The following is a 24,834-nucleotide window of genomic DNA, read 5'->3' as shown; positions in this document are numbered from 1 at the left end:
GCGCCCAATCAGGCCGTTTCGAAGTGAATCGGCCTGATCCGACGCGATGGCCTGATCCCGCGGGCGTCAGAGGCGGGCGGTGAACTCGTGGATCAGTCGTGCCGCGGGCTCGGAGTCGCTGATCAGCGTGCCGTGCCCGTGGTCGGGGATGACCTCGAGGTCGGCGCCAGGGATGGCGTCGAGGATCTCCTGACACCAGCTCATCGGCGCGAGGGGGTCGCTCTCGCCGCGCAGCACGAGTACAGGGCAGTCGATGCGCACGAAGGCGTCCTCGGGTTCGTGCACGATGGTCGCGCGCATCTTGCGGATGAGGTGCGGCCCACCGCGGAGGTACTCCCTGGCCCCGCGCCAGATCACCAGCGGCCGCTCTCCGACGAGGTCGGTCAGCAGATACCGCGCCTGTGCGCCGATGTTCCGAGCGGCCTTGTTCACGGTCGGGCCCGCCAGCACGACCCCCTCCACGAGAGACGGATGCCGGGCTGCGAGCTCCGCGGCGATCTGGCTGCCCATCGAGTGTCCGATCACGATGACCGGCCCTGAGTCCACGTGCTTCAGGTACGCCGCGACGAGGTCGGCGTGCCGCTCCATGGTGAGTGTCTTCTCCGGCTCCGGAGCTTCACCGAAGCCGGGCAGATCGACGGCGATCACCTTCCCTTCGAGCCGTTGCACGATGTCGAGGTAGACGCTGCGGCCCATGCCGATGCCGTGCAGCAGCAGGTACGTGTGCGGGCCTTCCCCGAACGTCTCGGCGATCAGGGTCGCCCCGCCGTGCTCATACTCCAGGAGCGTGGCGATGGTCCCCTTCGGGGCGAGATAACTGGATGGCACGCATCCACGTTATCCGAGGAAGCTCAGCTTCCCTCGTCAGTCGCCGGGGGTCAGCACGAGGGTGTCGACCGTGGCGGACCGCACCGCCTTCTCCGAGTACGCCCAGGGCTTCTGGACTCCGGCGGCCCAGTCCGCTGTCTGGTCGGTGTAGTGCTCGTGGTAGGCGTGGCCGGAAGCGCCGGTGAGGTGGTTCCAGGTCGAGGCGTCGAAGTCCGCCAGGTCGATGACCATGCGCATGGAGGGCACTGTCGTCGTCGCGTACGAGACACCGAGCTCCCATCCCGTGGCGTTCACGACCGACGCTCCGCCGCCCACCGGGTAGGGGCCGCGGTTGAAGAGGGCTTCGATGGGGGCGATCCCGGATGAGCCGAGCGTGTCGCTCGTGAGGGTGATGGCGTGGAGGTCGCCCCAGTTCCACCGGGCGACCACGTCTCCCTGCAGCGCCGAGAGCTCGTCGTAGGCTTCCTCCGCCGACAGCGTCAGCATCGCCTCCATGCCGTCGACGTCGAGAGCCGGGTTGCTCCACAGAGGGTCCGACGGGTCGTCGAGCATGGCTCCGACCACGGTGAACAGGCGTGCCTGTCCGTCGATCGGCAGAGGCTGCTCGCGCTCGGCGAAGATGTTCTGCACGAGGGTGGACCACAGCACGTTCGCGTAGGCCGCAGCGGGCGAGCTCGCCGAGTTCTGCGCATCCCAGGACCGCAGGAGCTCGACGGCTTCCGTCGGTCCCGCGCCTGGCACGTCGACGTCGCCCATGGCGGCGGCGAGCTGGGTGCCGATCCACATCTCCTCGTCCATCTGGATGTCGCGCATGTCCTGGGCGGTCAACGGGGCTGCGGCCGCACGACGTTCGATGAGGTCGGTGATGCGGGCTGCACGGTAGCCGTAGTCCCAGTCGCGGGAGAGGAAGTACGAGTAGTCGTCCGTCACGATCGCGTTGTTCGCGGTGACGATGTACCCCGACCTCGGGTTGTACGACACGGGCAGCTCCTCGAACGGGATGAAGCCCGTCCAGTCGTAGCTGCTGTCCCACCCGGGCTGGGGCATCCACCCGTCGCCGGCTCCACGGATGGGGAGGCGCCCGGGGGTCTGGTAGCCGATGTTGCCCTCGGTGTCGGCGTAGATGAGGTTCTGCGCCGGGACGTCGAAGAGCGATGCGGCGTAGCGGAAGTCCTCGAAGTCCTGCGCCGTCGACAAGGCGAAGATCGCGGTCGCGGTCGTGCCGGGATCGAGCGCGGTCCATCGCAGGCTGACCGCGTTCTCGGCGTCGCCGTCGGGGTCCGGCACGGTTGCGGGAGCACCGGTCGCCTCTTCCAGGGCGGGACCGGGGTCCTCGGCGATCGCGGTGAAGTCGTCCGTGAGACCCGAGATGATGGGCCCGTGCACGGTCGAGCGGATCGTGAGGTCGATGTCGTCTCCGCCCGCGACCTTGATCGTCTCGGTGCGCGTCTCGAGGGGGACGAGGGCGCCGTCTCGCCAGTACTCGTCGCCGACGACGCGTTCGACGTAGAGGTCGGTGACGTCTGTGGTGAGGTTCGTGAAGCCCCAGGCGACGTGCTGGTTGTGCCCGATCACGATGCCGGGAAGCCCGGAGAACGAGAAGCCTCCGACGTCGAAGGGGCAGTCCTCGTCCACGGTCGAGCACTTCAACTGCACCTGATACCAGACCGAGGGCAGCGATGCGCCGAGGTGCGGGTCGTTCGCGAGCAGCGGCATCCCGCTCTCGGTCAGGTCGCCGGAGACCACCCAGGAGTTCGAGCCGATACCCTCCCCGATGTCCCCGACGAGTTCGCTGGCCGCCTCGATGACGCCCGAGGTCTGGGTCCACTCCACGGTCGTCGTCGCCTGCTGGATCTCCCCGTCGTCCGCCGGGGACGCGTACGCGGCGGGCTCCGCGTCGGTGTCGAGCGCCGGCACGGTCGAGATCTTGGGGACGATCACCGGGTTCTCATCGAACGGATAGTCGGGGTAGAGCTTCGCGAGCAAGGCAGCGGTATCGACGTCCTCGCCTTCGCCCAGCTCGGCGGCGAGGAGCGATCGCTCGGTCTCGTCCTCGATGTTCCCTCGCAGGTCCCAGGCCATCGCCTTCAGCCACGCCACCGAGTCGGCGGGCTCCCAGGGCTCGGGAGCGTACTCCGGATTCTGTATGCCGAGAACCGCATATTCCAGGGAGAGCTCCGCACCGGAACGGGTGGCGAGGTAGGCGTTGACACCGTCGGCGTAGGCCTCGTAATAGCCGCGCGTGGTCTCGTCCATAGCCTCGACCTCGGCTTCGGCGACGGCGCGCCAGCCCAGCGTGCGGAGGAAGGCATCGGTCGCCGCCTGTGACTCGCCGAACATCTCCGCGACGCGGCCGGCGGTGACGTGGCGGCGGAAGTCCATCTCGAAGAACCGGTCCTGGGCGTGCACGAACCCCTCGGCGTAGAACAGATCGTCGGTCGAGTCGGCGGTGATCGTGGGGATTCCGCGGTCGTCCCGCTGCACGGTGACCTCGGACTGGAGCCCATCGAGCTCCAGCGTTCCCGCGGTCTGCGGGAAGGAGCGCTGGATCGTCCACGTGACGAAGAACGCCGCCGCGACGGCGATCACGACGATCCCTGCGACGACCAAGAACGCGATGCGTCCGATGCGGACGCCCAGGGAGGGGCGCGAGGGTGCGGCAGACGCCGTCGAATCGGTCATCATCGTCGAGAACTCTTTCGGGTAGACAGGTGGAACTCAGTCCCACCGAGCCCCAGTGCGCGTGTCAGGCTCGCGCCTTCGCATCATATCCCCCTGCCCGCCGCGGAGTGTTCCACGGCGGGCGGCGACGGTCACCCGATGAGGCTCGGCTGCAGATCGCGGAGCGTGCGTCGATGGGTCATCCGCGTCACGCCGATCATCGCGAGAAGCAGAGCACCGACCAGCCAAGCCCCGAGGACCGCGAGGTCCCATCCGGCGCGTGCATAGTCCCCGCCGTACATGAGCTGTCGCATCGCATCGACCACATAGCCCAGCGGCAGGACATGGTGCAGGGCGGCGAGCGGTGCCGGGAGGGTCTGCCAGGGGAACGTACCGCCGGCCGTGACGAGCTGCAGCACCATGAGCACGAGTCCGAGGAACTGACCCACCGAACCCAGCCACACGTTGAGCGCGAGGATGATCGCCGCGAAGGTCGCGGAGGCGAACACCATCACGCCGAGGGTGCCGAGAGGATGGTCGAAGGTGAAGCCCAGCGTGATCGCCAGGATGCCCATGAGCCCGAGCATCTGCACCGCGCCGAGCATGGCGGGTGTCAGCCACCCGGCCAGCGTGATGCGGATGGGGGAGTGCAGCGCGGTGATGGCGCGGCGGGAGATCGGCTTCACGATCAGGAACAGTGCGTAGATGCCGATCCACGCCGACAGCGCGGCGAAGAACGGGGCGAGACCTGCACCGTAGTCCTCGGCCGACGCGACCTTGTCGCTCGAGACCTTGACCGGATCCGCGATCGTGTCGGCCTGCAGGGTGCGCAGTTCCGGCGTGGATGCGGGTATCGCCTCGACGCCGTCGGAGAGCCCGTCACGCAGCTCCGTCGTTCCTGAGGCGAGCGTGGCGAGGCCGTCGCGCAGCTGTGCTGCCCCGTCGTTCGCAGCGGATGCCCCCGTGGCGACGGTACCGGCACCGGATGCGAGATCACTGGCGCCGGATGCGAGGGATGCGGCGCCGGCCGCGAGCTGGTCGACCTTGCCGACCGCGTTCTGCACCTGCGTGTTCCCCTCCTGCAGACGTGCGCCGAGAGGGTCGAGCCTGGCCAGCACCTGGTCGACCTCTTCGGGCGTGAGGCCCTGCTCGGTGAGCGCGTCCGCGATGTCGGTGCGCACCTGCGGCAGGGCATTCGCGGCCTCTTGGACCGCAGCCCCTGCCCGATCGGCGACGTCGGCGAGCTGACGGTTGCCCGCGCTGACCTGCTGCGCCCCGTTCGCGAGCGTCTGTGCACCGGAAGCCAGCTGTGCGGCGCCGTCGGCGAGTTTCGCCGTGCCTTCGGCGAGGGTCGTGCTGCCCGACGCGGCCGTGCCTGCTCCGTCGGCGAGCTGCGTCGCACCGTCGGTCGCGGTGACGAGGCTGTCGCGCACGTCGCTGAGACCCGTGAGCAGTCGTTCTGCAGCCTCGCTGCCGACCATCTCGGCGACCGAGCTGCGGATCTTCTCCACCGCCTGCGTCCCCATCGACGACGCGAGGTAGTTGTTGGCGTCGTTGGTCTCGAGTTCGATGCGCGCCTGATGCGGATCGTCGCCGGCGGCGGACGTGAGTGCCGTCGAGAAGTCGACGGGGATCGTCACGGTGAAGTCGACCGTGCCCGTGCGCAACGCCTCGGCTGCTTCGTCGGCCGTCATCCGCTGCCAGTCGAACGCGTTGCCGTCGATGAGGTTCTCGGCGACGTCCTCACCGTAGTTCACCGTGTCACCCGTCTCGGGTTCCGTGCCCGTGGTCGGCGCGGGCGCACCTTCGTCATCGACGACCAGGGCGACGGGTACGTCGGGGAACTTCGCGTACGGGTCCTGGTTCGCCCAGAGGTAGAGTCCCCCGTACAGGATCGGCACGCAGATCAGCGCGACGAGGGCGAGGATGCCCATCTTGCTCGCGGTGAGCCGCCGAAGCTCCGCGGCGATCATGGCGGGAACCTTCATCGTGCCCCTCCTTTCTCGTGCGTCGTGACGTCTTCGGGTTCGGGCTCCGCTTCGGGTTCGGACTCCGCTTCGGTTTCGGGCACCGCTTCGGTCGCTGGCTCGGGTTCGAACTCGGGCTCGGGCGCCGTCTCGGTCTCGGTCTCCGGCACGGCCGACTCGGTCTCGGTCTCGGTCTCCGGCACGGTCGACTCGGTCTCGGGTGCGGCCTCCGGTTCGGGTTCCTCGAGGATCAGAGGTTCGACGGGCCCCGAGGCGTTGATCGCCTCGAACTCATGCATCCGCTCGAGGGCGACGGCGGCGGACCCGCCGATGATCACGAGGATCGCGTAGCCGCGGTCCGCGAACTCGCCGGCGATGCGCCACCAGCCGTCGGGACTCCCTCCGTGACGGTCGGGCGACACGAGGACGACGCCCTCGACCCCCTCGCGCAGCACGGCGAGTTCGCACAGGATGCGTACGCGCGCCGCCGGGTCGATGGTGCCGATCGGCGCGGAGGCGAGTTCGCTGAAGCCCAGCTGTGCGAGCCAGCGCCGCGCGTGCAGAGGGGTGGCGCCGACGCCGGCGAACATGAGCTCCTCGCCCACGACGCCGGCGAGGGTGATGTCGGCGTGGGGGTCGCTCACATCCGGTGCGTCGACCAGTGCGACGCGACGACGCAGCGCCTTCGCGTCCGACGTCCCATCGATGCTGACCCTCCCGGAGTCCGGGCGCATCCGGCCGGACGCGATCAGTCCGAGCACCGTCGGGCGCTGCTCGGTCTCGGCGAGTGCGAAGCGCACGGCGCCGGTGTGGAACTCGAGCGACGTCGACGGGAGCGCCTGCCCACCGCGACCCTTGCTCACGTCCTGCAGGGCGATCTTCATGCGCTCGCCTTCCTGTCGGTGTCGGCCGTCGCGGCGACGGTCGTGTCGATGTCGGGGTGCGAAGCCAGCAGGGTGTCGGCTTCGCGCCAGGAGAGCCCGGCGATGCTCAGGACCGTGCGGACGGCCAGGTCGGCGGCCCCCGCGCTCATCGCATCCGTCCGGGACACGACGATCCGGGCCATCTCCTCGATCAGCCGGGCGAGCGTGGGCGCGGCGAGGTCCGTGCGGAAGCTGCCGTCTTCCTGTCCTCGGCGCACGAGCGCGGCGACCGTGCGCCGCAGCGGGGCGAGCGCTGCGGCGGTGTGCTCCACATGCGACTCGTCGAGCGCGAGGGCTGCGGCCACCTGCACGTGCGCCGCCTCCCGCCAGAGCTGAGCGGCGAGGCGGGCGAGGGCGATCCGGGCGTCGGCGTCGTCCACGGATTCTGCGATCGCGTTGAATCGCTGCGCACCGCTCGATATGAGTTCGCGGATCAGGGCGTCACGGTCGTCGAAGTGTCCGTAGAGCGTGCGACGCGAGAGGCCGGCGCTGCGGGCGATGGCGTCGATGGAGGCGTGGGGATCGACGGCGAGGGCCGCGCGTGCGGCGGAGAGGATCCCGACCCGGTTCTCCACGGCGTCGCGGCGGGGTGCGCGAGTGGTCATCCTTCGATGATAATTATCCTGCACATGATTGTGCAAGATCAAACGGCACTCTCTCAGCATCGACTGTTCAGTGGCCGTTGAGAGAGCTGTGTTATGTTACGCGTTGCGCGACGTATGGCAACGGGGGGCGTCGCTCCCGCGAGCGCATAGGAGACCGTGACCGTCGGTCTCTGGGGGTGGGGAATCGCTGTGGTCGAGGAGGGTGCGAATTGTCAGGTTTCGATGGCGCGTTGGAGCGCAGAACCGTGAGCGAAGAGGTCTATCGGCGTCTGAGAGATGCGATCGTGAACGGCGAACTGCGGCCGGGTCAGCGCATCCGCGACTACGAGCTGGCGGAGGATCTGGGAACATCCAAGACGCCCGTCCGCCATGCTCTGGCGCGCCTTGCCGAACTGGGACTCGTCGAGATGCAACGCAACCGGTACACGCGGGTCGCGCCTCTCGACATCGATCACATCCGCGACGCCGTCGCGATGTTCGGTGACATCTGGATCGGGTCGGTGCGTCACGCGATGCCTCTGCTTCAGGAAGACGACGTCGCGTATCTCATCGACCTCACGGAGGACATGTCCTCGGCGATCAGCAAGCGTGACGTCGCCGCCTTCAGCGGAGCCCTTCGTGCTGTCGTCGTCGCCTTCGCCCGCATAGAGGGGAACTCCACGCGGGTCGGTGCGATCGAGGTGCTCGGCCCGCAGATCAGGCGGTTCACGCAGCAGGCGCGGGGCGCCTTCGACTGGGATGGCATCGAACGCGCCACGGCCGAGGTCCGCGAGGCGATCCGGCAGCGCGACGCCGCGGTGACGCGTGCGGTGATCGTGACGCTCTTCGACGACGTGCTTCCAGCGATCATCGACAGGGCGGCCGAAGAGACGGACGCCGCTGAACCGCAGCAGGGACGCGTGCGCCCCGCCTTCGCTCGCGAACCCTGATCCGAACGCCGACTGCCCGTGAGGTCAGTCGGTGCCGGAGTCGAAGGCGGCGCCCTCGGATGCCGTGTCGACGGCGTCTGCCAGAGTCTCGTCGGCCTCGGAGATCGAGCCGTGGACCGACTCGGTGATCTCGGCGGACTCGCCGGCGGTCACACGTCCGACGAGCTCGCCCGTCGCACCGCCGACCAGACCGAGGCCCGCGTACTGCTCCAGACGTGCACGGGAGTCCGAGATGTCGAGGTTGCGCATGGTGAGCTGGCCGATGCGGTCGACAGGACCGAAGGCGGCATCGCCGACGCGCTCCATCGACAGCTTCTCGGGGCCGTACGACAGGTTCGGGGAGACGGTGTCGAGGATGGTCCAGTCGTCGCCGCGGCGCAGGCGGATCGTCACGGTTCCGGAGATCGTGAGTCCGACCCAGCGCTGGATCGATTCGCGCAGCATGAGCGACTGCGGCTCGAGCCAGCGACCCTCGTACATCAGGCGCCCGAGGCGGCGGCCCTGCTCGTGGTAGGTTGCGAGCGTGTCCTCGTTCAGGATGCCGTTGACCAGGCGCTCGTACGCGATGAACAGCAGCGCCATGGCCGGAGCCTCGTAGATGCCGCGCGACTTCGCCTCGATGATGCGGTTCTCGATCTGGTCGCTCATGCCGAGGCCGTGGCGCCCGCCGATCGTGTTCGCCTCCATCACGAGGGCGACCGGATCGCTGTACTCGACGCCGTTGATCGCGACGGGGCGGCCGGCCTCGAACGTGACCGTGACGTCTTCGGCCTCGATCGCGACCGAGGGGTCCCAGAACTTGACACCCATGATGGGGTCGACGGTCTCGAGGGAGACGTCGAGGTGTTCGAGCGTCTTCGCCTCGTGCGTCGCGCCCCAGATGTTCGCGTCGGTGGAGTACGCCTTCTCTGCCGAGTCGCGGTAGGGGAAGTCGCGGGCGACGAGCCAGTCGCTCATCTCCTTGCGGCCGCCCAGCTCGGTGACGAAGTCGGCGTCGAGCCAGGGCTTGTAGATGCGCAGACGAGGGTTCGCGAGCAGACCGTAGCGGTAGAAACGCTCGATGTCGTTGCCCTTGTAGGTGGAGCCGTCGCCCCAGATGTCGACGCCGTCCTCCTTCATGGCGCGAACCAGCAGCGTGCCGGTGACGGCGCGGCCGAGAGGCGTCGTGTTGAAGTAGGTCTTGCCGCTGGAGCGGATGTGGAAGGCGCCGCAGGAGAGGGCGACGAGGCCCTCTTCGACCAGGGCGGTCTTGCAGTCGATCAGGCGCGACGCTTCAGCGCCGTACTCCAGCGCGCGGCCGGGAATCGACGCGATGTCGTCTTCGTCATACTGGCCGAGGTCACCGGTGTAGGTGAAGGGCACGGCGCCCTTCTCGCGCATCCACGCGACGGCGACGGAGGTGTCGAGTCCTCCGGAGAAGGCGATGCCGACGCGTTCGCCGACGGGAAGGGACTGGAGGACCTTGGACATGCTGTCCAGTCTATCGGCGGGCGGCGTGTCGCCCTGTGCCGCGTCAGACGACGGTGACGGCGATGCCGAGGGCCGCGTACGTCGCCATAGCGCGGCGATCGCAACTGAGGAGCGTCACGCCGGCAGCGCGGGCACAGAGCGCGACCAGCCCGTCGTACACCGCGCCGCCGGAGACCCCGGCATCGGCGAGGGTGTCGACGGCGGTCTGCGCCGTCTCTTCTGGGAGCGAGACCGATGCGGGGAACGCGGTCCGGATCGCACGAGCGGCCGCCCGAGGAGTCAGTCGATTCGGGCCAGGAAGACGTGTCAGGACCGAGTAGGTCTCAGCCGACGCATGGCCCGCGAGTCCGAGGACTGCGCCGGCACATGCGGCCTGCATGGCGAGGTGCGCAGTGCTGTCTTCCGTGAGGAGGGCGACCGCGGCGCTGGTGTCGAGAAGGAGGTCAGCGCTGGTCGGCAAGACGCAACTCCCGAATGTCGTCGCTCGTGAGGGGAAGGCCAGACGACGCGATCACGAGGCGCCCGTTCTTCTCGATGAGGTTGTCCGGCGCTTCGATTTCGATACGGATGCCGTTGCCGTCGAGGATCAGGTCGACGGGGCCCGGGACCAGTCCCACGCGCTCACGGAGCGGCGCGGGGATGACGATGCGTCCTGCCTTGTCCATGGTAGCCTTCATGCCATCACGATACCACCGACATGGCACGATACCGCCGCGCCGCAGTGCTTCATATCGGAACCGGGGTGAGGGGCCACCGCCCGGGAACGAGCGACACACCTCGGGCGTCGCTGACGGGCAGCCCGGCCCGGCATCGAGAAGTGGGAGAGTAGGCCCAACGGAGGTGCGACGTGGGCGATGCGATCCTGTGGGGTGCGGTGGCGGCCGCGCCGCTGTTCGTCGGTGCGCTGCTCGCGCTGGTGCGCAAGTGGCCCCCGAAGTGGCTCGGCATCGTGCTCGGATTCGGTGCCGGCGCGCTGATGGCCTCGATCGCGTTCGAGCTGTGGGAAGAGGGCCTGGATCTCGCCGGCCCGATCCCGCTGGTGGCCGGAGTGGCGGCGGGGGCGATCAGCTACTACATCGCCGATCGCATCCTGGATGCCCGCGCCGCGAGGACGAAGCAGCGCGCGGGCGGTGGGCAGCTCGCCGTCGGGGCCCTCCTCGACGGCATCCCGGAGCAGCTGGTGCTCGGAATCGGTCTGGCCTCGGGCGAACCCGTGAGCATCGCCCTCGTGGTGGCCATCCTCGTCTCGAACCTGCCCGAGTCGATCGGGTCCGCAGCCGACCTGCTCGAGGGAGGCATGGGGAAGTCGCGCGTGCTTCTCCTGTGGGCGGGGGTCGCTGTCGTGTGCGCTGCGGCGACGGTCGGCGGCTTCGCGCTCGCCAGCGTGACGGGCGACGACTTCCGCTCCGCCGCGAGCGGGTTCGCGGCTGGCGCACTCCTCGTGATGCTCGTCGACTCGATGGTCCCCGAGGCGCAGTCGAAGGCCAAGGAGTCGACGGGTCTCGCAACGGTGCTCGGCTTCGCGCTCGCCGCAGGTCTCGCGCTGGCCTGATCAATCCCGACGGACGACGCGTCCCTCGATGCTCTCGATCTGGAAGATCAGCGCGAGGTCGCGGTCACCGCCGGCCCAGGGGTTGACCCTGGCGCTGACGGCCGCGACCTCCTCCTCGGGGGCGGGTGACAGAGAGCCGTGCATCAGCACGCTCCACGCGGTGGCGCCGAGCGGGTCGTGGTAGTCCACCTCGAACGAGACATCGACCGCGTCGCGGGCGAGCGACGCCAGCAACCCGTCGGGGCTGGTGCGAAGCAGTAGCGTGCGCCCGGAGACGGCGAAGTTCACGGGGTAGATCTGCACCCGCCCATCGACCACGAACCCGACTCTGCCCACCGTGGTCGTGCTCAACATCTCATAGGACTGCTGCTCGTCGAGAACTCGGATCATGTGGGGGCGTCCCTTCCGTGTGGCGCCAGTGTATCCAGATCAAGCCAAAAGTCCCCATGACACCTTCCCGCTCCGTTGCTAGCGTGTTACGTGTTGCGGGTTAAAGGATCTGCAGCCGGGATCCGTGTCGTTCCGCACCGTGTCACGGGGGAGGGCCACCGTGCAGTGGCGCAACGGATCTTGTCGGCCGGTGGGCCGAAGACCAGATGACTGGGAGAGATGCATGGGGAATTACCTTGCGCGAAAGCGCGCCCGGAAGGCGGCCGTGGGTGCCGTCGTCGGGGCTTTGATAGTGGCCGGACTGGCCTCGATGAGCGGTGGTGCCGCGGTGGCGGATGTGTCGCCGTCGGTGCCGCCGATGCTGCAGCGTGATGGCGACGTGGCGACGGCGGACCCGATTCCGACGGTGCAGATCGACAACGGATACGTGTGGGCACAGGCGACCATCGGGTCAACGGTGTACGCGGGCGGTCGGTTCGACAACGCACGCGAGCCGGGTGCGGCGCCGGGCACGGCATTGACCGCACGCTCGAACCTGCTCGCGTACGACATCAACACCGGGGCGCTGTTGCCTTTCGCGCCGCAGGTGAACGGAGTGATCAAGGCTGTCGTCGCTTCGCCGGACGGCAGTCGGATCTACATCGGCGGGTCGTTCAGCTCGGTGAACGGGCAGGAGCGCAACAACATCGCCGCGATCAATGCGCAGACCGGAGAGTTGATCCCGGAGGTCGTGCCGTCCATCGGCGGATCCGGGGTGTATGCACTGGCGGTCTCGGGTTCGACCGTGTACGCGGGCGGGCTGTTCACCCAGGCCAACGGTGTGGCGCGGAGGAACCTCGCCGCGTTCGACACCACGAATGGCGCGCTGCTGGGCTGGGCGCCGCAGCCGGATCAGCAGATCGATGCGATGGTGATCGATCCGGCCGGGACGAACGCCATCGTCGGTGGGCGTTTCACCCACCTGAACGGCGCAGAGGTGGTCGGGTCGGCTGCCGTGAACATGTCGACAGGCGCTCTGGACACCTCGTGGTTGCTGTCCAAGACCGTGAAGAGCATCAACCTCGCTACCGGGATCGGGGGCATCTTCAGCCTCACGACGGACGCGACCGGCGTCTACGGCACCGGGTGGGGCAGCTCGATCTTCGAAGGGACCTTCGCCGCAGAGGCGGGGACCGGGCAGGTTCGGTGGATGGCGGACTGTCACGGCGATCACTACGGGGTGTATTCGACGGGAAAGGTCGTCTACACGACGAGCCACATGCATTCCTGCCCGACGATGGGGCAGTTCAGCGAGTCGAACCCGATGGCGCATCAGTACGCAGAGGCCTACACGGCTGATGCGCGGGGAACTCTCGCGCACAACCAGGTCTCCGGTTACACCGACTGGGGCGGAAACCCGACGCCGTCCGCCTATCAGTGGGCCCCCGACTGGGCTGTGGGAACGACGACGGGGCTCGGCCAGGCCGGGCTGTCGATCACCGGCGCGGGCGACATGATCTCGATCGGTGGGGAGTTCCGGTCTGTCAACAACGGGCAGTTCGAAGGACTCGTCCGTTTCTCCACGAACCCTCCCGGAGGGGCTCACCAGGGTCCCCGCGTATCGGGCGCTGACTGGACGGGCTCCGCTGTGCGGCCCGACGAGAATGTCGACAGCACTACGGTCACCTTCCCCGCCAATTGGGACCGCGACGATCTGGCGCTGAAATATGAGCTCTACCGTTCCGGAAGCACCACACCGGTAGCGACTACCACGGAGTACACGACCCGGTGGAACCGTCCGAACCTCCAGCTCGTCGACTCGACCTCCTCCAACCACCAGCAGCAGACCTACACGGTCGTGGCGAAGGACAGCAACGGCAACACGGCGACGAGCGCTGTCATCAATGGTCCCGCGCCCTTCGCGGGAACCGATCCGAATCCGACTCCGGTTGCCCAGGAGTACATCCTCGTCACGGCGTCCAGCCAGAAAGCCATGGGAGTGTCCGGAACCGACGATCCTCCTGTCACGCAGGCTGTGACGGACTCCCGAGCCCAGCAGTGGTGGATTCTGCCGCAAGCCGATGGCACCGTGCAGTTGCGGAACGCCTCGCTCGCAGGGTGCCTCACCGTGTCGGGCGCGAGCGTCGACGACGGGGCGCAGATTGTTCGGGAGCTCTGTGGATATCAGTCCCACCCCGCCGCTCACTGGAAAAAGAGGGACATCGGCAACGGCAACAGCCAGCTGGTCAACGTCAACTCCGGTAAGTGCATCACCCTCAAAGACGGCAACGCGGCAGAAGGCGTGTCGTTCGTGCAGGCCGGCTGTGACACGGGGACCAACTACTCCTACTTCACCATCCGCCGACCCAACTTCGGCTGAGAACGACCAGACGCCCCCGGGAGACCGGGGGCGTCTGCCTTCCTCCCGGAGGAAGGCAAGTTCCCCGACATTGTGTGGTAACGTGCTACCCGCTGCAAGCTATAACGCATGCAGCGGGTATTCGTTGCTGTGTGTGTCGGCCGTGTCATGGGGGCTTTCTGGGGAAGCTCTCTCGGTTGGACCACGGTGATGTCTTCGTCGGCCTGAGGGCCGAACTCTGATGACTGGGGAACAAATCATGGGGAAACATCTTGCGCTCAGGCGCGCCCGGAAGACGGCCATCGGCGTCGTCGTCGGGGCTTTGGTCATGGCGGGGCTGGTCTCGCTGAGTGGTGGCGCGGCGGCGGCGGACGTCTCACCAGACCTGCCGCCGTTGCTGCAGCGTGACGGCAATGTGGTGACGTCGGACCCGATTCCGACCGTGCAGATCGACAACGGCTACGTCTGGTCCCAGACGACCATCGGATCGACGGTGTACGCGGTCGGGAAGTTCGATAACGCCCGCGAGCCGAAGGCGGCGCCCGGTACGGCGTTGACGGCACGCTCCAACGTGCTCGCGTACGACATCACCACCGGTGCGCTGCTGCCGTTCGCCCCGCAGGTGAACGGGGTGATCAAGGCGGTCACGGCGTCGCCCGACGGCAGCCGGATCTACATCGGCGGGTCGTTCAGCTCGGTGAACGGACAGGCTCGGTGGAACATCGCCGCGCTCGACGCGACCACCGGCGCACTGGTCCCCGGTTTCGTACCGTCTATCGGCGGATCCGGGGTGTATGCGCTGACGACGTCAGGATCGAGCGTCTACGCCGGTGGGCTGTTCACCCAGGCCAACGGCACCGCGCGCAAGAACCTCGCCGCGTTCGACGCGACCGACGGCGCGGTGCTGGGATGGGCGCCGCAGACGGACCTCCAGGTGGATGCCTTGGTGATGGACCCGGCGGGAGCGGACACCGTCATCGGCGGACGCTTCTCTCAGATCAACGGCGACACCGGGAAGAACGGGATCGCGGCGGTTGACAAGGCCACTGGAGCCGTGGATGCCGCATGGGAGGTTCCGAACACGATCCACAACGGGTTGAACGGCGGTGTGGACGACGGCATGACGGGCATCTTCGCGCTCGCGACGGACGCCACCGGTGTGTACGGCACTGGTTGGTCGTACGGCCTGAGCAAGCCGGGCAGTCTCGAGGGCACGTTCGCGGCAGAGGCGGGAACGGGAAAGATCCGGTGGATCGCCGACTGCCTGGGCGACCACTACGGCGTCTACTCCACCGGCAAGGTGGTCTACACGACCAACCACACCCACGCCTGCAGCACGATGAACCTCCAACCGGAGCAGAATCCTCGGACTTTCCACTACGCGGAGGCGTATACAGCCGACGCTCGAGGAACGCTTGGCCACCAGACGAACACGTCGTATTACAAGGACTGGGCCGGGTCGCCTGCGCCCTCGCCATACGCCTGGACACCGGACTGGGCAGTCGGCGTCACTTCCGGTCTGGGACAAGCGGGGCTGTCGATCACCGGTGTGGGCGACATGATCTCTGTCGGCGGCGAGTTCCGGTCGGTCAACAACGGACAGTTCGAGGGGCTCGTTCGCTTCTCGACGAACCCGCCGGGAGGCGCGAAAGACAAACCCCGCCTCTCCGGTGCCGACTGGAGGGGCACCGCGGTGCGGGCTACTGACGATCCGAGTCACGTGACCGTCTCGCTTCCCGCCGACTGGGACCGAGATGACCTGACCTTGACCTACGAACTCCACCGCTCCGGCACGGCCGCCCCGGTGGCGACTGTCGAGGCCGATGCGACCTGGTGGAACCGCCCCGACGTCACGCTCGTCGACCCGGCGGCACCCGCCGCGACGACGCTGCAGTACACGGTCGTCGCGAAAGACCGCGACGGAAACTCTGCGACCAGCGCGCCGATCGTGATCGACGAAGCCGTGACGATCCTCTCGCGCGTCAGCGGGAAGGTCGTCGGAGTCTCGGGTGCGATCCGCGACACCCCGGCCGTCCAGCAGACGTTCTCCGGCGATGCGTCGCAGGAGTGGAAGCTGAATCCGAAGGGGAACGGCACGTTCGAGGTCAAGAACACCGCGACGGGCGAATGTCTCGCTGTCGGCGGGCCGAGCGCGGACGACGGTGCGCTCGTCGTGCAGTACGACTGCCTCGGCGAATCGAACTTCCTGTGGTCGCTGAAGGACGCGGGTGAGGGTTACACCCACCTCGTCGCCGCCCACTCCGGCAAGTGCCTCGCTGTGAAAGACGCCGACACTGCGGACGGAGCGACCTTCGTTCAGAACGACTGCGCGTCCACGCCGGCTGCGAACACCCAGTTCACGGTCTCGTCGCCGCGTGCCACAGCGATCGTCTCCCGAGTGAGCGGCAAGGTGGTCGGGGTGCCCAACTGGGAGAGGGACGCGCCGACCGTGCAGCAGACGTTCACGGGTGATGCCATGCAGCAGTGGAACATGATTCCGCATGCGAACGGCGCATACGAACTGAAGAACACCGTGACGGGCAAGTGCCTCGCGGTCGGAGGTCCGAGTATGGACGACGGCGCGAGCGTGGTGCAGTACGACTGCCTCGGAGAGTCGAACTTCCTCTGGACTCTGAAGGACGCGGGAGACGGCTACCGGCAGCTGGTCGCCTCTCATTCCGGCAAGTGCCTCGCCCTCAACGGTGGTGACACCGCAGACGGAGCGACCTTCGTGCAGTATGACTGTGCCGCTGCGCCTGCTGCGAACATGCAGTTCATGCTGCGTCCGACCAGCTAGGTGCCCCACACGCAGCCGGCCCCGGGAGGAAGCTCCCGGGGCCGGCTGCGTCTGGCCGAGAAGTTGCACGGATAGGATGTTCACCGCTTCGTCCGTGCCGCTTCGGGAACGCTCCGATGTCTGCGGTGCGGTCGACGAACGGTGAGGGGGTGCGGCGTGACTGGTCTTTCGACACGCCCCGCAGCCCCGGCGCACGAACCCCAGGACGGATCAGGGGATGCGGCCGCGCTGCTCCGGTCGAACCGCCGTCGACGCGCCGTCCGTCGGTGGGTCGCGATCGGCACTCTCCCGCTCACGCTCGCCGCATTGCTCTTCGTGGGCAAGCTGCTGAGCATGTACGCGTTCGCCCATCAGGCGATCACCGCCTACGTGGTCGACGACTTCGCGGGAGCCGAGGGATCGGCGCGCGGACAGGAGTTCCTGAACTGGTTCGAGCCATACAAGGCCCCGTTCAACATCGGTACCGCACTCGGAGCCGCAGAGCAGCTGCCCGAGGCCAGGGCGGAACTGGAAGAGGCGCTCGACCTGGCGACCGGGCTCGAGGTGTGCGGCGTCCGGATCAACCTCGCCCTGGTCATCGAGCGGATGGGTGACGCCGCGCGGGCTGACGGCGACGGTGCGACTGCCGCCGACCTCTACGGACAGGCGCTGACCGTGACGGTCGAGACACCGGAGGAGTGCCACAGCGACCAGGCGCAGCAGCAGTCGTCCGATCCGCAGCGCGACATGTCGGACACCCTCGACGGCACCGAGGACCGGCTGAAGCAGAAGCAGCAGGAGCAAGAGCAGCAGGAGCAACCCCAGCCGCAACCGGAGGAGAACGAGCAGCCCTCTGAAGACAAGCTGCAGGGGCTCCAGGACAAACTCGAGCAGGGCACACAGGAACGCGACCAGCAGCAGGGCGACGACCCCGGCGGCTCCGGAACGGACAAGCCGTGGTGATGGACCACGAGAAGCAGCGCGCGCGCTACATCGCCGGCACAGAAGGCGCACCTCCTGTGCCACCTCCTGGCGGCTACCGCGGCGCGCGTCGCCACGCCTCAGGGACGGCACCCGCCTCCGCCCCGTCGCCGCTTGCGGCACCCGTCGCCGCGCCCATCGAGACCACGACCCCGGCAGACCAGAAGACGCCCGCGAACGCCCTCGGCTGGATCGCCCTCGCGGCGTCCATCCTGTTCGCCCTCGTCCTCCTCGGAACACTGTTCGCCGGCGGCACCGACATCCTCTACGGGGTCACGATGCTCACGGTGCAGCTCGTGGTCGCGGCGACGATCGTGGCCGCGCTGTTCTCGGCGCGAGGACGCACTCTCGGGGCGATCGCCCTCGTCGTCGCCGCGCTGTTCAACGTCGCCACCGTCGGCGGCATGAGCGCATTGCAGACCTCCGCGTCGGGCAACTACGAAGGCACGAAGTCGGCAGCCCAGAAGCACGCCGAGGCCTACCCCGGCATCAAGGGCACCGACCCCCAGCAGACGCTCGCGCAGCAGTCGCTGGACGACGTCCGTGCGCAGTCCGAGACGCTGTTCGCCGACATCCGCGCACGGCTCACCGAGGAGTTCGGCTATACGTGGACGCAGGTGGGAGACGAGGACCTCCGACCGGAGCGCAACGGCTACGGCGGCGAGTCCATGCTCGTCGAGTACACCTCCCCGTCCTGGGCGACCGAGCAGCCGATCCAGGATTACGACCGCAAGCTCGAGGTCATGGCCGTCATCGACGACGTCGTCCTCCAGAGCGGGCTGTGGGAGCTGTACTCCTTCAACGACCCGACGAACTCCGGCATCGACCAGGGGATGATCGCGAAGCTCTACGGCAGCGACGACCCGCGCACTCAGCACACGTGGGAGTACTACACCGAGAACTATCCGGACCCGTTGCGGTTCTACGCCAATGTCTACGACCTCTCCCAGGACCACGACGGCGGATTCCGCGCCGCACGCGAGGCGCAGAACGCTCGCACCGGAGAGCCTCTGGAGGGGTTGCAGCTCGTGGTCATCGCCAGCGGTGTGCTCAGCGAGGCCGACCGGGCCGAGTTCGAGACGAAGCTGCAGGACTACCCCGGCTTCGAGTAGACCCCCTCTTCGCAGCGGACGCCGGGTGCGATCACCGCCCCGGGTGGCGCGGAGCGCGGAGTCCGCGGAGTTGCACGATCAGGATCGTGGCACGGGCCACTTCGACGCCGAGGACGAGCAGGGCGACCAGCGCCGCGATCCAGTAGAGCTCCGTGACGTTGCCGACCTCGCCGGACTCCGCGTAGTTCGTCGTGGTCGATGGTGCCTCGGGAAGCACCGGTGCGACATCGGCCGTCCGATGCTGATAGTCCACCCCGAGCTGCTCGCCGATCGCTTCGAGGTTCGTCTCGTCGATCACCGAGAGCGCATCGGAACCCTCGTACTGGATGTAGTCGGCACCGTCGTCGGAGACCCCGCCGGTGGTGATGCGCATCGGTCCGCCCTCGACGGTGCCGTAACCGAAGACGGCGCCGGCGTCGGTGTACTCCGCGCTGGCACTGAACGACTCCGGTTCCGACTCGACCGTCTGCTCGCCGTCGCCGAAGTAGAACACCATGCGGGAACGGTCGGGCGACGAGGACGCCGCAGAGGCGAGGGTCTCCGACAGCAGGGGCGCCGCGACGCCGACCGAGCTGCCGCGGGACTGGCTGGTGACCTCGGGGCGCAGCACGTCGAGCGAACCCATCAGCGCCGTGGTGTCGGTCGTCAACGGCATCCGCAGTTCGGCCGCGGCATCCGAGGTGATGAGTGCGAAGCGTGCACCCGGGTACTCCTCGATCAGCGCGCGTACATCCTCACGGATGCCGTCGAGGCGCGGCTCGTCGTCGGCCCAGTCCTCGGCGACGATGCTCGCGGTCGTGTCGACGACGAGCACGATGTCGGTGTCGGTCGCGAGCGTCTGCGTCGCGCCCCCGGGGATGCCCGGTCGCAGCAGCATCGTGGCGCATGCGAGCACCAGCACCAGACGCATCGCCCACAGCGCACGGTGCCCGGCACGGGTGCGCGCGTCGGACACCGTGATGCCGGTCGACGCCGACGGTCGCACGATGATCCAGACCACGAGCGCGGCGACCGGGAGGCACAGCAGCGCGATGAGCAACGGGTTGAGGATCGGCTGGAAGATCACAGTCGCACCCTCCACAGCACCACGACGAAGGCCAGCACGCCCACGGACAGCAGCGCGATCCAGAGGTTCGGCGTGTCCGTCCAGACCACCTGCGCCTCCCCGCGCAGCGCGGTCGCCTCCTGCTCCTGCACCTGGGTGACGATGTCGGAGACCGTCGTCGTGTCACGCAGCCCGAACGCCGCTCCGCCGGTCGCCTCAGCGGCGGCGGCGAGCTCGGCGCTGACATCCGCATCCTTGCCCTGCACCGGGTTCAGTGCGAAGACGCGCACGTCCTTCGCCGCCGCATAGGCAGCCGCCTCCTCGAGAGTCACGATCGAGGCGCCGTTCACCTCGTTGTCCGTGGCGAAGATGACCGACCGCGAGCGCTCGTCGTCGGGGCGATCGAAGCCCATCGTGCAGGCAGCGAGCCCGTCTCCGATCAGAGAGGCGCCGTCTCCGTTCAGAGTGCCCACCCAATGCTCCGGGACCTCGTCGACGTAGTCGAAGCTCTGCGTCATGCTCGCCAGGTGTTCGCGGATGAAGTCGTAGTCGTCGGTGAGGGGGAAGATCTGAACCGGGGAGCTGTTGAAGATCGTCAGCCCGATCCGCTCGCCTTCGAAACCGTCGAGCAGCTCGTCGAAGACCGTGAGCACCTCGACGTCCACCTCGGTCATGGAGCCGGACACGTCGAGGCACAGCATGATGTCTCGGCTCGTGTTGACCGGGTGGATGGTCTGCGCAGACATCGGGCGGGCGGCGACGACACCGGCCACGATCGTCGTCACCGCTCCCAGCGCCAGGATCCCGGAGAGGGCGAGTGCCCGCCGAGCCAGCGCGCGGCGGAACGCCGGAAGTGTGCGCAGTCGCTCGGCTCTGGCGATGCGGGCCGTGTCGCCCCCGCGCGCGCGGCCGCCGCGGCGGAGGCCGACGACGACGCCGACCCCGAGGGCGACCAGCACCACGGCGACCGCGGCGATCAGCATCCACACGTTCGCTAGTGCCATGTGCGCACCACCGTTCGCGCCGCCTCGGCGCCGGCGACCGGATCGATCGAGGGGCCGGGGCGGAAGATGCTGGGGTAGTAGTGCCTGCTCAACGCGTCGATCAGAGCAGGGTGCACGCCCCGTGCCACGAGGTCGTCGAGCGTGAGCACCGGAGCCTCCAGGCCGCTGTACTCGTTCACGAAGGTGCGGACGACCCTGCTCAGCTCGAGGTTCGCCTGTCGCGCGGGCAGTCGGCGCTCGCGGTACTCGGTCTCGATCTCAGCGATGCGCGCAAGGTATTCGGTGCGCAGCTGCGAGAGCACATCGACGACCAGCGGCGCGTGCCCGGCGGCCGGATCCGCGAGGGTCAGGGTGCGCCGCGGCCGGGTGAGCACGATCAGCAGCCAGGCTCCGAGCACCAGGAGGATGAGGATGCCGATCGCGAGCAGCATCCATCCCCATCCGTACTGCGCCGGGGGGTAGAGCTCGTCAGAGCCGGGCATTCGACCTCCGATTCAGCAGCTGCAGCAGCTGCGCGACGGCGTCATCCTGCCCGTCGATGGAGGAGTGGCTGATCTCCATCCGGGTGAGGAGGTCGGCGAGATAGACGGCGTCGGCTTCGCGTTGCGCTGTCAGCTCCTGCACGATCTCGCGGTCGCCCTGCACGAAGCCCGGCACCTGCCAGCGGCTGTCCACGTCGGCGCGGAGGCGACCTGTCGCGTGGTCCAGCACCGGATCGGCGTCGCGGAGCGTGAGCCACAGCACATCGTGCTGCACGCGCAGACGGCGCAGCATCCGCTCGGTCTCGCTCGTGACGGGTGCTTCATCGGTGATCACGACCACGATCATGCGGCGTGAGATCGTGCGGGTCACGAACGACAGCAGGGCGTCGCGGTCACTCGGCGCCGCGCTCTGGTCGATCGCACGGTCGATCGTGCGCAGCGCGTGCTCGAGCGCTCCTTCGCTACGGCCGGGAGCGAGGCGACGCACCTTCGCGGCATCGCCGTACACCGTGGTGAAGTCGTCGCCGTGGCGCAGGGTGAGCACGCCGAGCACGCCCGTCGCGAGGATGGCCAGCTCCTTCTTCGAACGCTCGTCCGCCGCGAGGGCTGACATCGAGCGGCCGGTGTCGACCACGAACATCACGGTGTGCATGCGGGTCGCCCGCGAGCGCTTGACCAGCGGAGTGCCGAGTCGGGCGGTCGCCCGCCAGTCGATGTCGCGCACCTGATCGCCGTACTCGTACTTGCGCAGATCCTCGAAGTCGAGGCTCCGGCCGTGCAGCAGCGACGCGTAGGCGCCGTCGAGCGCGTGCAGCGACTTGCGCGACGAGTGGATGAAGAGCTTGCTCTTCACCTGGGTGATCAGGCTGGCCATGGACGGTCAGGGCGTGGGGACCGACGCGAAGATCTGGTCGATGATCTCCTCGCTGCGGACGCCCTCGGCATCGGCCTCGAACGTGAGCAGCACACGGTGGCGCAGCACGAGGTGACGGAGTTCGCGAATGTCCTCCGGCAGCACGTGAGCGCGGCCCTTGAGCAGTGCCAGTGCCCGCGAAGCCTGCAGGAAGGCGATGCTCGCACGCGGGCTCGCGCCGTACTTGATGAAACGCGCCCGCTCTTCGCCGATGTACGGCGCCGGGTTCCTGGTGACGTAGGCGATCGACACGATGTAGTTGCGGATCGCGGGGTCGACGTAGATGCGGCTCGCGACGTCTTGCAGCAGGTGCACGTCGTCGAGGCTCACGGCGCTGGCGACATGCCGGTCAGGATCCAGCACGCCGGAGTCGATGCGGCTGAGCACCTCGAGCTCCTCGGCGGGACTCGGGTACTCGACGATCTCCTTCAGCAGGAAACGGTCCATCTGCGCCTCGGGGAGCTCGTACGTGCCCTCCTGCTCGATGGGGTTCTGCGTCGCGATCACGAGGAACGGTTTCGGCAGGTGATGGATCTCGCCGCCGATCGTGGTCTGGTGCTCCTGCATCGCCTCGAGCATCGCGCTCTGGGTCTTCGCGCTCGAGCGGTTGATCTCATCGAGGAGCACGAAATTCGCGTGCACAGGGCCGAGCACCGTGCGGAAGCTGCCGGTCGCGGCGTCGTAGATCTGGTTTCCCGTGATGTCGCTCGGGAGCAGGTCGGGTGTGCACTGGATGCGCTTGAACTGCGCCTTCACGGTGTCGGCGAGGGTGCTCGCCGCCGTGGTCTTCGCCAGGCCGGGGACGCTCTCGAGCAGGATGTGACCGCCGGCGATGAGCGCGACGAGCAGGCTGGTGCGCAGCCGCTCCTGGCCGACCATCTTCGCGGAGTACGAGGAGGAGACGATCCTCAGGACCTCGGTCGCCCTGGCCATCTCGGCATCCGTGGGTGCCGCGGGGGCCGGTGCTGGGGCGGCGGTCGGCGCGGATGAATGCGCCGAAGTGGGGGCGGGCGGCGGCGGGGGCGCGGAGATCGTCGGCGGATTCTGCACGTCGGGCTCGTTCATCGTTTCTCGCGTCTCCCTCGTTCGTGCGCGGCGACTGCCCGGCGCACCCCTCCGCCGACCAGCGTAATCGCAACCCCTTGGAGGTCGTCCAGGGCCCGCGTCCCGCCCGCCCTTGGCTCGTCTGCACGATCCGGGAACGGATGCACGACGAACTTCCACGACGCGTCGTGCATCTGGGGATCGATCGTGCACGTGGCACCTGAATGTCCCGTCGTCGCGGAGCGAGTATAGTCATATGTAGACATAGAGTAGTCAAAAGGGACTGTGCGCCGCCTCGACGACGTGACCTCAGCGGGGTGAGTCGTCGATCCGGCGGCACGGGCAGGAAAGGCGATCCATTGTGAAGGCGCGACAGCCCGGCCTCTGGGACGTTCGCGACTACCGGGCGTGGTTCGCGGGTGACACGCTCACGCAGATCGGTCTGAGCGTCGGGGCGTTCGCCTTCACGCTCCTCGGCTACCAACTGACGGCCGATGCCTTCCTCGCCGGGCTGATCGGGACGGTATCCGCGGTCGCACGCGGAGTGTCCATCCTTCCTGGAGGCGTTCTCGCCGACATATTCGACGCCCGGCGGTTGATGATCTGGTCAGGGGCGACCGCCTTCGTCATCTACGCGGGGCTGTCAGGGCTGTACCTCGCCGGTCTCCTGACGACGGGCACGCTCATCGTGATCGCGGCGGGAGAGGGCCTTGTCGTCGGCCTCTTCTTCACTGTGACGGATGTCGCCCTACCGCGGATCGTCGGCAAGCAGTTCCTTGCCGATGCGTCGGCGGCGAACCAGGCTCGCGACGCGGCCCTCAGGGCTCGCGGCATCCCCCGTGTCGGGCTTCCTCTTCGGGGTGCACCCCTCGCTGCCGCTCCTCATCGCTGCCGTCGCTCGACTCGGAGAAGTCGGGTCCGCTCTCGCGATCCGAAAGGACCTGAGCCCCGAAAGTCGCGGGGACGAGAGGATGCTCCGATCGCTCGCCTCAGGTGGGCGGTGGCTGGCGACGTGGCACCAGCCGCGTGTCCTCATCGGCCTCATCGTGATGGTCAACTTCGCCCTCGGGGCCTGCGGTATGACCATCGTCCTGAGTCAGCAGCAGGCAGGCACCCCCGCGTGGCAGATCGGCGCGATCCAGACGATGCAAGGCGTCGGCGTCCTGATCGGAGGTGCTGCGGTGGGGTCGACGCTTCGTCGTCTCAGCGGGCGCGTGATCGTGCGGCTCTCGATCGGCACGATGGCCGCCGCCTTCACCGGCCTGCTCTTCACTCAGGCCGTCTGGGCCGTGGCGGTCATCGGACTCATCGCGTCGATGCCGCTGATTCCTCTGAACGCCGTGCAGGGCTCCTACCTCGCGTTGATCATCCCCGACCCGATCCGCGGTCGCGTGCTGTCGCTCTCGTCGTTGCTGGGAGCGCTCGCGGGAGGGCTCGCGCCTCTGCTGGCGGGGACGCTTCTCGAGTACGCGGGCTACGCCGTGGCCGTCGGCGTCCCGCTCGTCATCCTCGGCGGGACAGCGGTGGCCGCCGCGCTCTCCACGGCGGTCGGAGCGATTCCCCGAAGGAGCGGCTTCGACGCCATCGAACCCCTTCCCCTGTCTGCTCCCCCTGAATAGGTCGCAGCCCTGCCCGGCGGGCACGGATGCACGATCCGGGAACGGATGCACGACGAGCTTCCACGGCGCGTCGTGCATCCGGGGATCGGTCGTGCAGGCGGGACGGGCCCTGCCCCGGGGCCGACCGCCGACACTGATAACGTCGAAGAGCAGCCGCGTCCGGGCAGGTCGAGCATTCCGCTCCCGCCGGGACTG

At 68.1% G+C, this 24,834-nt stretch carries 21 protein-coding genes; 7 read left to right on the top strand and 14 right to left on the bottom strand.

Annotated elements, in window-relative coordinates:
• Positions 1 to 66: 66 nt before the first annotated feature.
• The 5 genes from AB0E56_RS02590 to AB0E56_RS02570 all read right to left on the bottom strand — a co-directional run bounded on the left by AB0E56_RS02590 (position 67) and on the right by AB0E56_RS02570 (position 6,984).
• Positions 67 to 828 carry an alpha/beta hydrolase gene (locus AB0E56_RS02590; RefSeq protein WP_359796515.1) on the bottom strand — a complete coding sequence of 254 codons (762 nt, stop codon included), beginning with the start codon at positions 826 to 828 and terminating at the stop codon, positions 67 to 69.
• A 36-nt stretch (positions 829 to 864) separates the two neighbouring features.
• Positions 865 to 3,513 (bottom strand): penicillin acylase family protein, encoded by a 2,649-nt coding sequence (locus AB0E56_RS02585; RefSeq protein ID WP_359796514.1) that lies wholly within the window; start codon positions 3,511 to 3,513, stop codon positions 865 to 867.
• A gap of 128 nt (positions 3,514 to 3,641) precedes the next feature.
• Complete coding sequence (locus tag AB0E56_RS02580) at positions 3,642 to 5,477, bottom strand: YhgE/Pip domain-containing protein (protein ID WP_359796513.1); 1,836 nt, start codon at positions 5,475 to 5,477, stop codon at positions 3,642 to 3,644.
• Positions 5,474 to 6,340 carry a hypothetical protein gene (locus tag AB0E56_RS02575; protein WP_359796512.1) on the bottom strand — a complete coding sequence of 289 codons (867 nt, stop codon included), beginning with the start codon at positions 6,338 to 6,340 and terminating at the stop codon, positions 5,474 to 5,476. The genes AB0E56_RS02580 and AB0E56_RS02575 overlap by 4 nt, the downstream gene beginning before the upstream one ends.
• A complete protein-coding gene (locus AB0E56_RS02570; RefSeq protein ID WP_359796511.1) occupies positions 6,337 to 6,984 on the bottom strand; it encodes a helix-turn-helix domain-containing protein in 648 nt (215 codons plus the stop codon). Before AB0E56_RS02570 ends, AB0E56_RS02575 begins: the two co-directional genes overlap by 4 nt.
• 245 nt (positions 6,985 to 7,229) lie before the next feature.
• Here AB0E56_RS02570 and AB0E56_RS02565 point away from each other — a divergent pair, with 245 nt between their 5' ends.
• Positions 7,230 to 7,913: a GntR family transcriptional regulator gene (locus tag AB0E56_RS02565; protein WP_359796510.1), complete on the top strand. Its 684-nt coding sequence runs from the start codon at positions 7,230 to 7,232 to the stop codon at positions 7,911 to 7,913.
• Positions 7,914 to 7,937: 24 nt separating this feature from the next.
• On the opposite strand, the gene argG is transcribed toward AB0E56_RS02565, so the two are convergent.
• Genes argG through AB0E56_RS02550 form a run of 3 tightly spaced genes read right to left on the bottom strand, consistent with a single transcriptional unit; the run spans position 7,938 to position 10,060 of the window.
• A complete protein-coding gene (gene argG / locus AB0E56_RS02560; protein ID WP_359796509.1) occupies positions 7,938 to 9,383 on the bottom strand; it encodes an argininosuccinate synthase in 1,446 nt (481 codons plus the stop codon).
• Positions 9,384 to 9,426: 43 nt separating this feature from the next.
• Positions 9,427 to 9,843 (bottom strand): PIN domain-containing protein, encoded by a 417-nt coding sequence (locus AB0E56_RS02555; protein ID WP_359796508.1) that lies wholly within the window; start codon positions 9,841 to 9,843, stop codon positions 9,427 to 9,429.
• The gene (locus AB0E56_RS02550; RefSeq protein WP_359796507.1) at positions 9,827 to 10,060 is read right to left on the bottom strand and encodes an AbrB/MazE/SpoVT family DNA-binding domain-containing protein; all 234 of its coding nucleotides are present in this window, start codon (positions 10,058 to 10,060) and stop codon (positions 9,827 to 9,829) included. The genes AB0E56_RS02555 and AB0E56_RS02550 overlap by 17 nt, the downstream gene beginning before the upstream one ends.
• 170 nt (positions 10,061 to 10,230) lie before the next feature.
• On the opposite strand from AB0E56_RS02550, the gene AB0E56_RS02545 reads away from it, so the two are divergent.
• Complete coding sequence (locus AB0E56_RS02545; RefSeq protein WP_359796506.1) at positions 10,231 to 10,935, top strand: hypothetical protein; 705 nt, start codon at positions 10,231 to 10,233, stop codon at positions 10,933 to 10,935.
• Here AB0E56_RS02545 and AB0E56_RS02540 read toward each other — a convergent pair whose 3' ends face one another.
• A complete protein-coding gene (locus AB0E56_RS02540; RefSeq protein ID WP_359796505.1) occupies positions 10,936 to 11,325 on the bottom strand; it encodes a pyridoxamine 5'-phosphate oxidase family protein in 390 nt (129 codons plus the stop codon).
• A gap of 223 nt (positions 11,326 to 11,548) precedes the next feature.
• On the opposite strand from AB0E56_RS02540, the gene AB0E56_RS02535 reads away from it, so the two are divergent.
• From AB0E56_RS02535 to AB0E56_RS02520, 4 genes are all read left to right on the top strand, one after another.
• Positions 11,549 to 13,684, top strand: coding sequence for an RICIN domain-containing protein (locus AB0E56_RS02535; RefSeq protein WP_359796504.1), 2,136 nt, complete (start codon positions 11,549 to 11,551; stop codon positions 13,682 to 13,684).
• Between the two features lie 238 nt (positions 13,685 to 13,922).
• Positions 13,923 to 16,460 (top strand): RICIN domain-containing protein, encoded by a 2,538-nt coding sequence (locus tag AB0E56_RS02530; protein WP_359796503.1) that lies wholly within the window; start codon positions 13,923 to 13,925, stop codon positions 16,458 to 16,460.
• 156 nt (positions 16,461 to 16,616) lie between these two features.
• Positions 16,617 to 17,402, top strand: a complete 786-nt coding sequence (locus AB0E56_RS02525; RefSeq protein WP_359796502.1) for a tetratricopeptide repeat protein — start codon at positions 16,617 to 16,619, stop codon at positions 17,400 to 17,402.
• Positions 17,402 to 18,532: a hypothetical protein gene (locus AB0E56_RS02520; protein WP_359796501.1), complete on the top strand. Its 1,131-nt coding sequence runs from the start codon at positions 17,402 to 17,404 to the stop codon at positions 18,530 to 18,532. The genes AB0E56_RS02525 and AB0E56_RS02520 overlap by 1 nt, the downstream gene beginning before the upstream one ends.
• A gap of 31 nt (positions 18,533 to 18,563) precedes the next feature.
• Here the strand turns inward: AB0E56_RS02520 and AB0E56_RS02515 are convergent, their stop codons facing one another.
• The 5 genes from AB0E56_RS02515 to AB0E56_RS02495 are packed head-to-tail and all read right to left on the bottom strand — an operon-like array spanning position 18,564 to position 23,041.
• Positions 18,564 to 19,598, bottom strand: coding sequence for a VWA domain-containing protein (locus AB0E56_RS02515; protein WP_359796500.1), 1,035 nt, complete (start codon positions 19,596 to 19,598; stop codon positions 18,564 to 18,566).
• Positions 19,595 to 20,581 carry a VWA domain-containing protein gene (locus tag AB0E56_RS02510; protein WP_359796499.1) on the bottom strand — a complete coding sequence of 329 codons (987 nt, stop codon included), beginning with the start codon at positions 20,579 to 20,581 and terminating at the stop codon, positions 19,595 to 19,597. The genes AB0E56_RS02515 and AB0E56_RS02510 overlap by 4 nt, the downstream gene beginning before the upstream one ends.
• On the bottom strand, positions 20,572 to 21,063 hold the full coding sequence (locus tag AB0E56_RS02505) for a hypothetical protein (RefSeq protein WP_359796498.1): 492 nt from the start codon (positions 21,061 to 21,063) through the stop codon (positions 20,572 to 20,574). Before AB0E56_RS02505 ends, AB0E56_RS02510 begins: the two co-directional genes overlap by 10 nt.
• A complete protein-coding gene (locus AB0E56_RS02500) occupies positions 21,050 to 21,937 on the bottom strand; it encodes a DUF58 domain-containing protein (RefSeq protein WP_359796497.1) in 888 nt (295 codons plus the stop codon). Before AB0E56_RS02500 ends, AB0E56_RS02505 begins: the two co-directional genes overlap by 14 nt.
• A gap of 6 nt (positions 21,938 to 21,943) precedes the next feature.
• Complete coding sequence (locus AB0E56_RS02495) at positions 21,944 to 23,041, bottom strand: MoxR family ATPase (RefSeq protein WP_359796496.1); 1,098 nt, start codon at positions 23,039 to 23,041, stop codon at positions 21,944 to 21,946.
• Positions 23,042 to 23,991: 950 nt separating this feature from the next.
• On the opposite strand from AB0E56_RS02495, the gene AB0E56_RS02490 reads away from it, so the two are divergent.
• Positions 23,992 to 24,639: a hypothetical protein gene (locus tag AB0E56_RS02490; RefSeq protein ID WP_359796495.1), complete on the top strand. Its 648-nt coding sequence runs from the start codon at positions 23,992 to 23,994 to the stop codon at positions 24,637 to 24,639.
• Positions 24,640 to 24,834 lie beyond the last annotated feature (195 nt).

It is taken from the genome of Microbacterium sp. NPDC028030, from assembly GCF_040637855.1.
Taxonomy (GTDB): Bacteria; Actinomycetota; Actinomycetes; order Actinomycetales; family Microbacteriaceae; genus Microbacterium.
The sequence above is the reverse complement of the archived record's forward strand: the minus strand, read 5'-3'. Positions and strand labels throughout refer to the sequence as shown.

What these genes read in the sequence shown, in the direction of transcription:
- AB0E56_RS02585 (WP_359796514.1), bottom strand. Translation starts at nt 3,513, where the DNA reads ATGATGACCGATTCGACGGCGTCTGCCGCACCCTCGCGCCCCTCCCTG.
- AB0E56_RS02580 (WP_359796513.1), bottom strand. Translation starts at nt 5,477, where the DNA reads ATGAAGGTTCCCGCCATGATCGCCGCGGAGCTTCGGCGGCTCACCGCG.
- AB0E56_RS02575 (WP_359796512.1), bottom strand. Translation starts at nt 6,340, where the DNA reads ATGAAGATCGCCCTGCAGGACGTGAGCAAGGGTCGCGGTGGGCAGGCG.
- AB0E56_RS02570 (WP_359796511.1), bottom strand. Translation starts at nt 6,984, where the DNA reads ATGACCACTCGCGCACCCCGCCGCGACGCCGTGGAGAACCGGGTCGGG.
- argG (WP_359796509.1), bottom strand. Translation starts at nt 9,383, where the DNA reads ATGTCCAAGGTCCTCCAGTCCCTTCCCGTCGGCGAACGCGTCGGCATC.
- AB0E56_RS02550 (WP_359796507.1), bottom strand. Translation starts at nt 10,060, where the DNA reads ATGAAGGCTACCATGGACAAGGCAGGACGCATCGTCATCCCCGCGCCG.
- AB0E56_RS02540 (WP_359796505.1), bottom strand. Translation starts at nt 11,325, where the DNA reads ATGATCCGAGTTCTCGACGAGCAGCAGTCCTATGAGATGTTGAGCACG.
- AB0E56_RS02535 (WP_359796504.1), top strand. Translation starts at nt 11,549, where the DNA reads ATGGGGAATTACCTTGCGCGAAAGCGCGCCCGGAAGGCGGCCGTGGGT.
- AB0E56_RS02530 (WP_359796503.1), top strand. Translation starts at nt 13,923, where the DNA reads ATGGGGAAACATCTTGCGCTCAGGCGCGCCCGGAAGACGGCCATCGGC.
- AB0E56_RS02520 (WP_359796501.1), top strand. Translation starts at nt 17,402, where the DNA reads ATGGACCACGAGAAGCAGCGCGCGCGCTACATCGCCGGCACAGAAGGC.
- AB0E56_RS02510 (WP_359796499.1), bottom strand. Translation starts at nt 20,581, where the DNA reads ATGGCACTAGCGAACGTGTGGATGCTGATCGCCGCGGTCGCCGTGGTG.
- AB0E56_RS02505 (WP_359796498.1), bottom strand. Translation starts at nt 21,063, where the DNA reads ATGCCCGGCTCTGACGAGCTCTACCCCCCGGCGCAGTACGGATGGGGA.
- AB0E56_RS02500 (WP_359796497.1), bottom strand. Translation starts at nt 21,937, where the DNA reads ATGGCCAGCCTGATCACCCAGGTGAAGAGCAAGCTCTTCATCCACTCG.
- AB0E56_RS02495 (WP_359796496.1), bottom strand. Translation starts at nt 23,041, where the DNA reads ATGAACGAGCCCGACGTGCAGAATCCGCCGACGATCTCCGCGCCCCCG.
- AB0E56_RS02490 (WP_359796495.1), top strand. Translation starts at nt 23,992, where the DNA reads ATGCTCCGATCGCTCGCCTCAGGTGGGCGGTGGCTGGCGACGTGGCAC.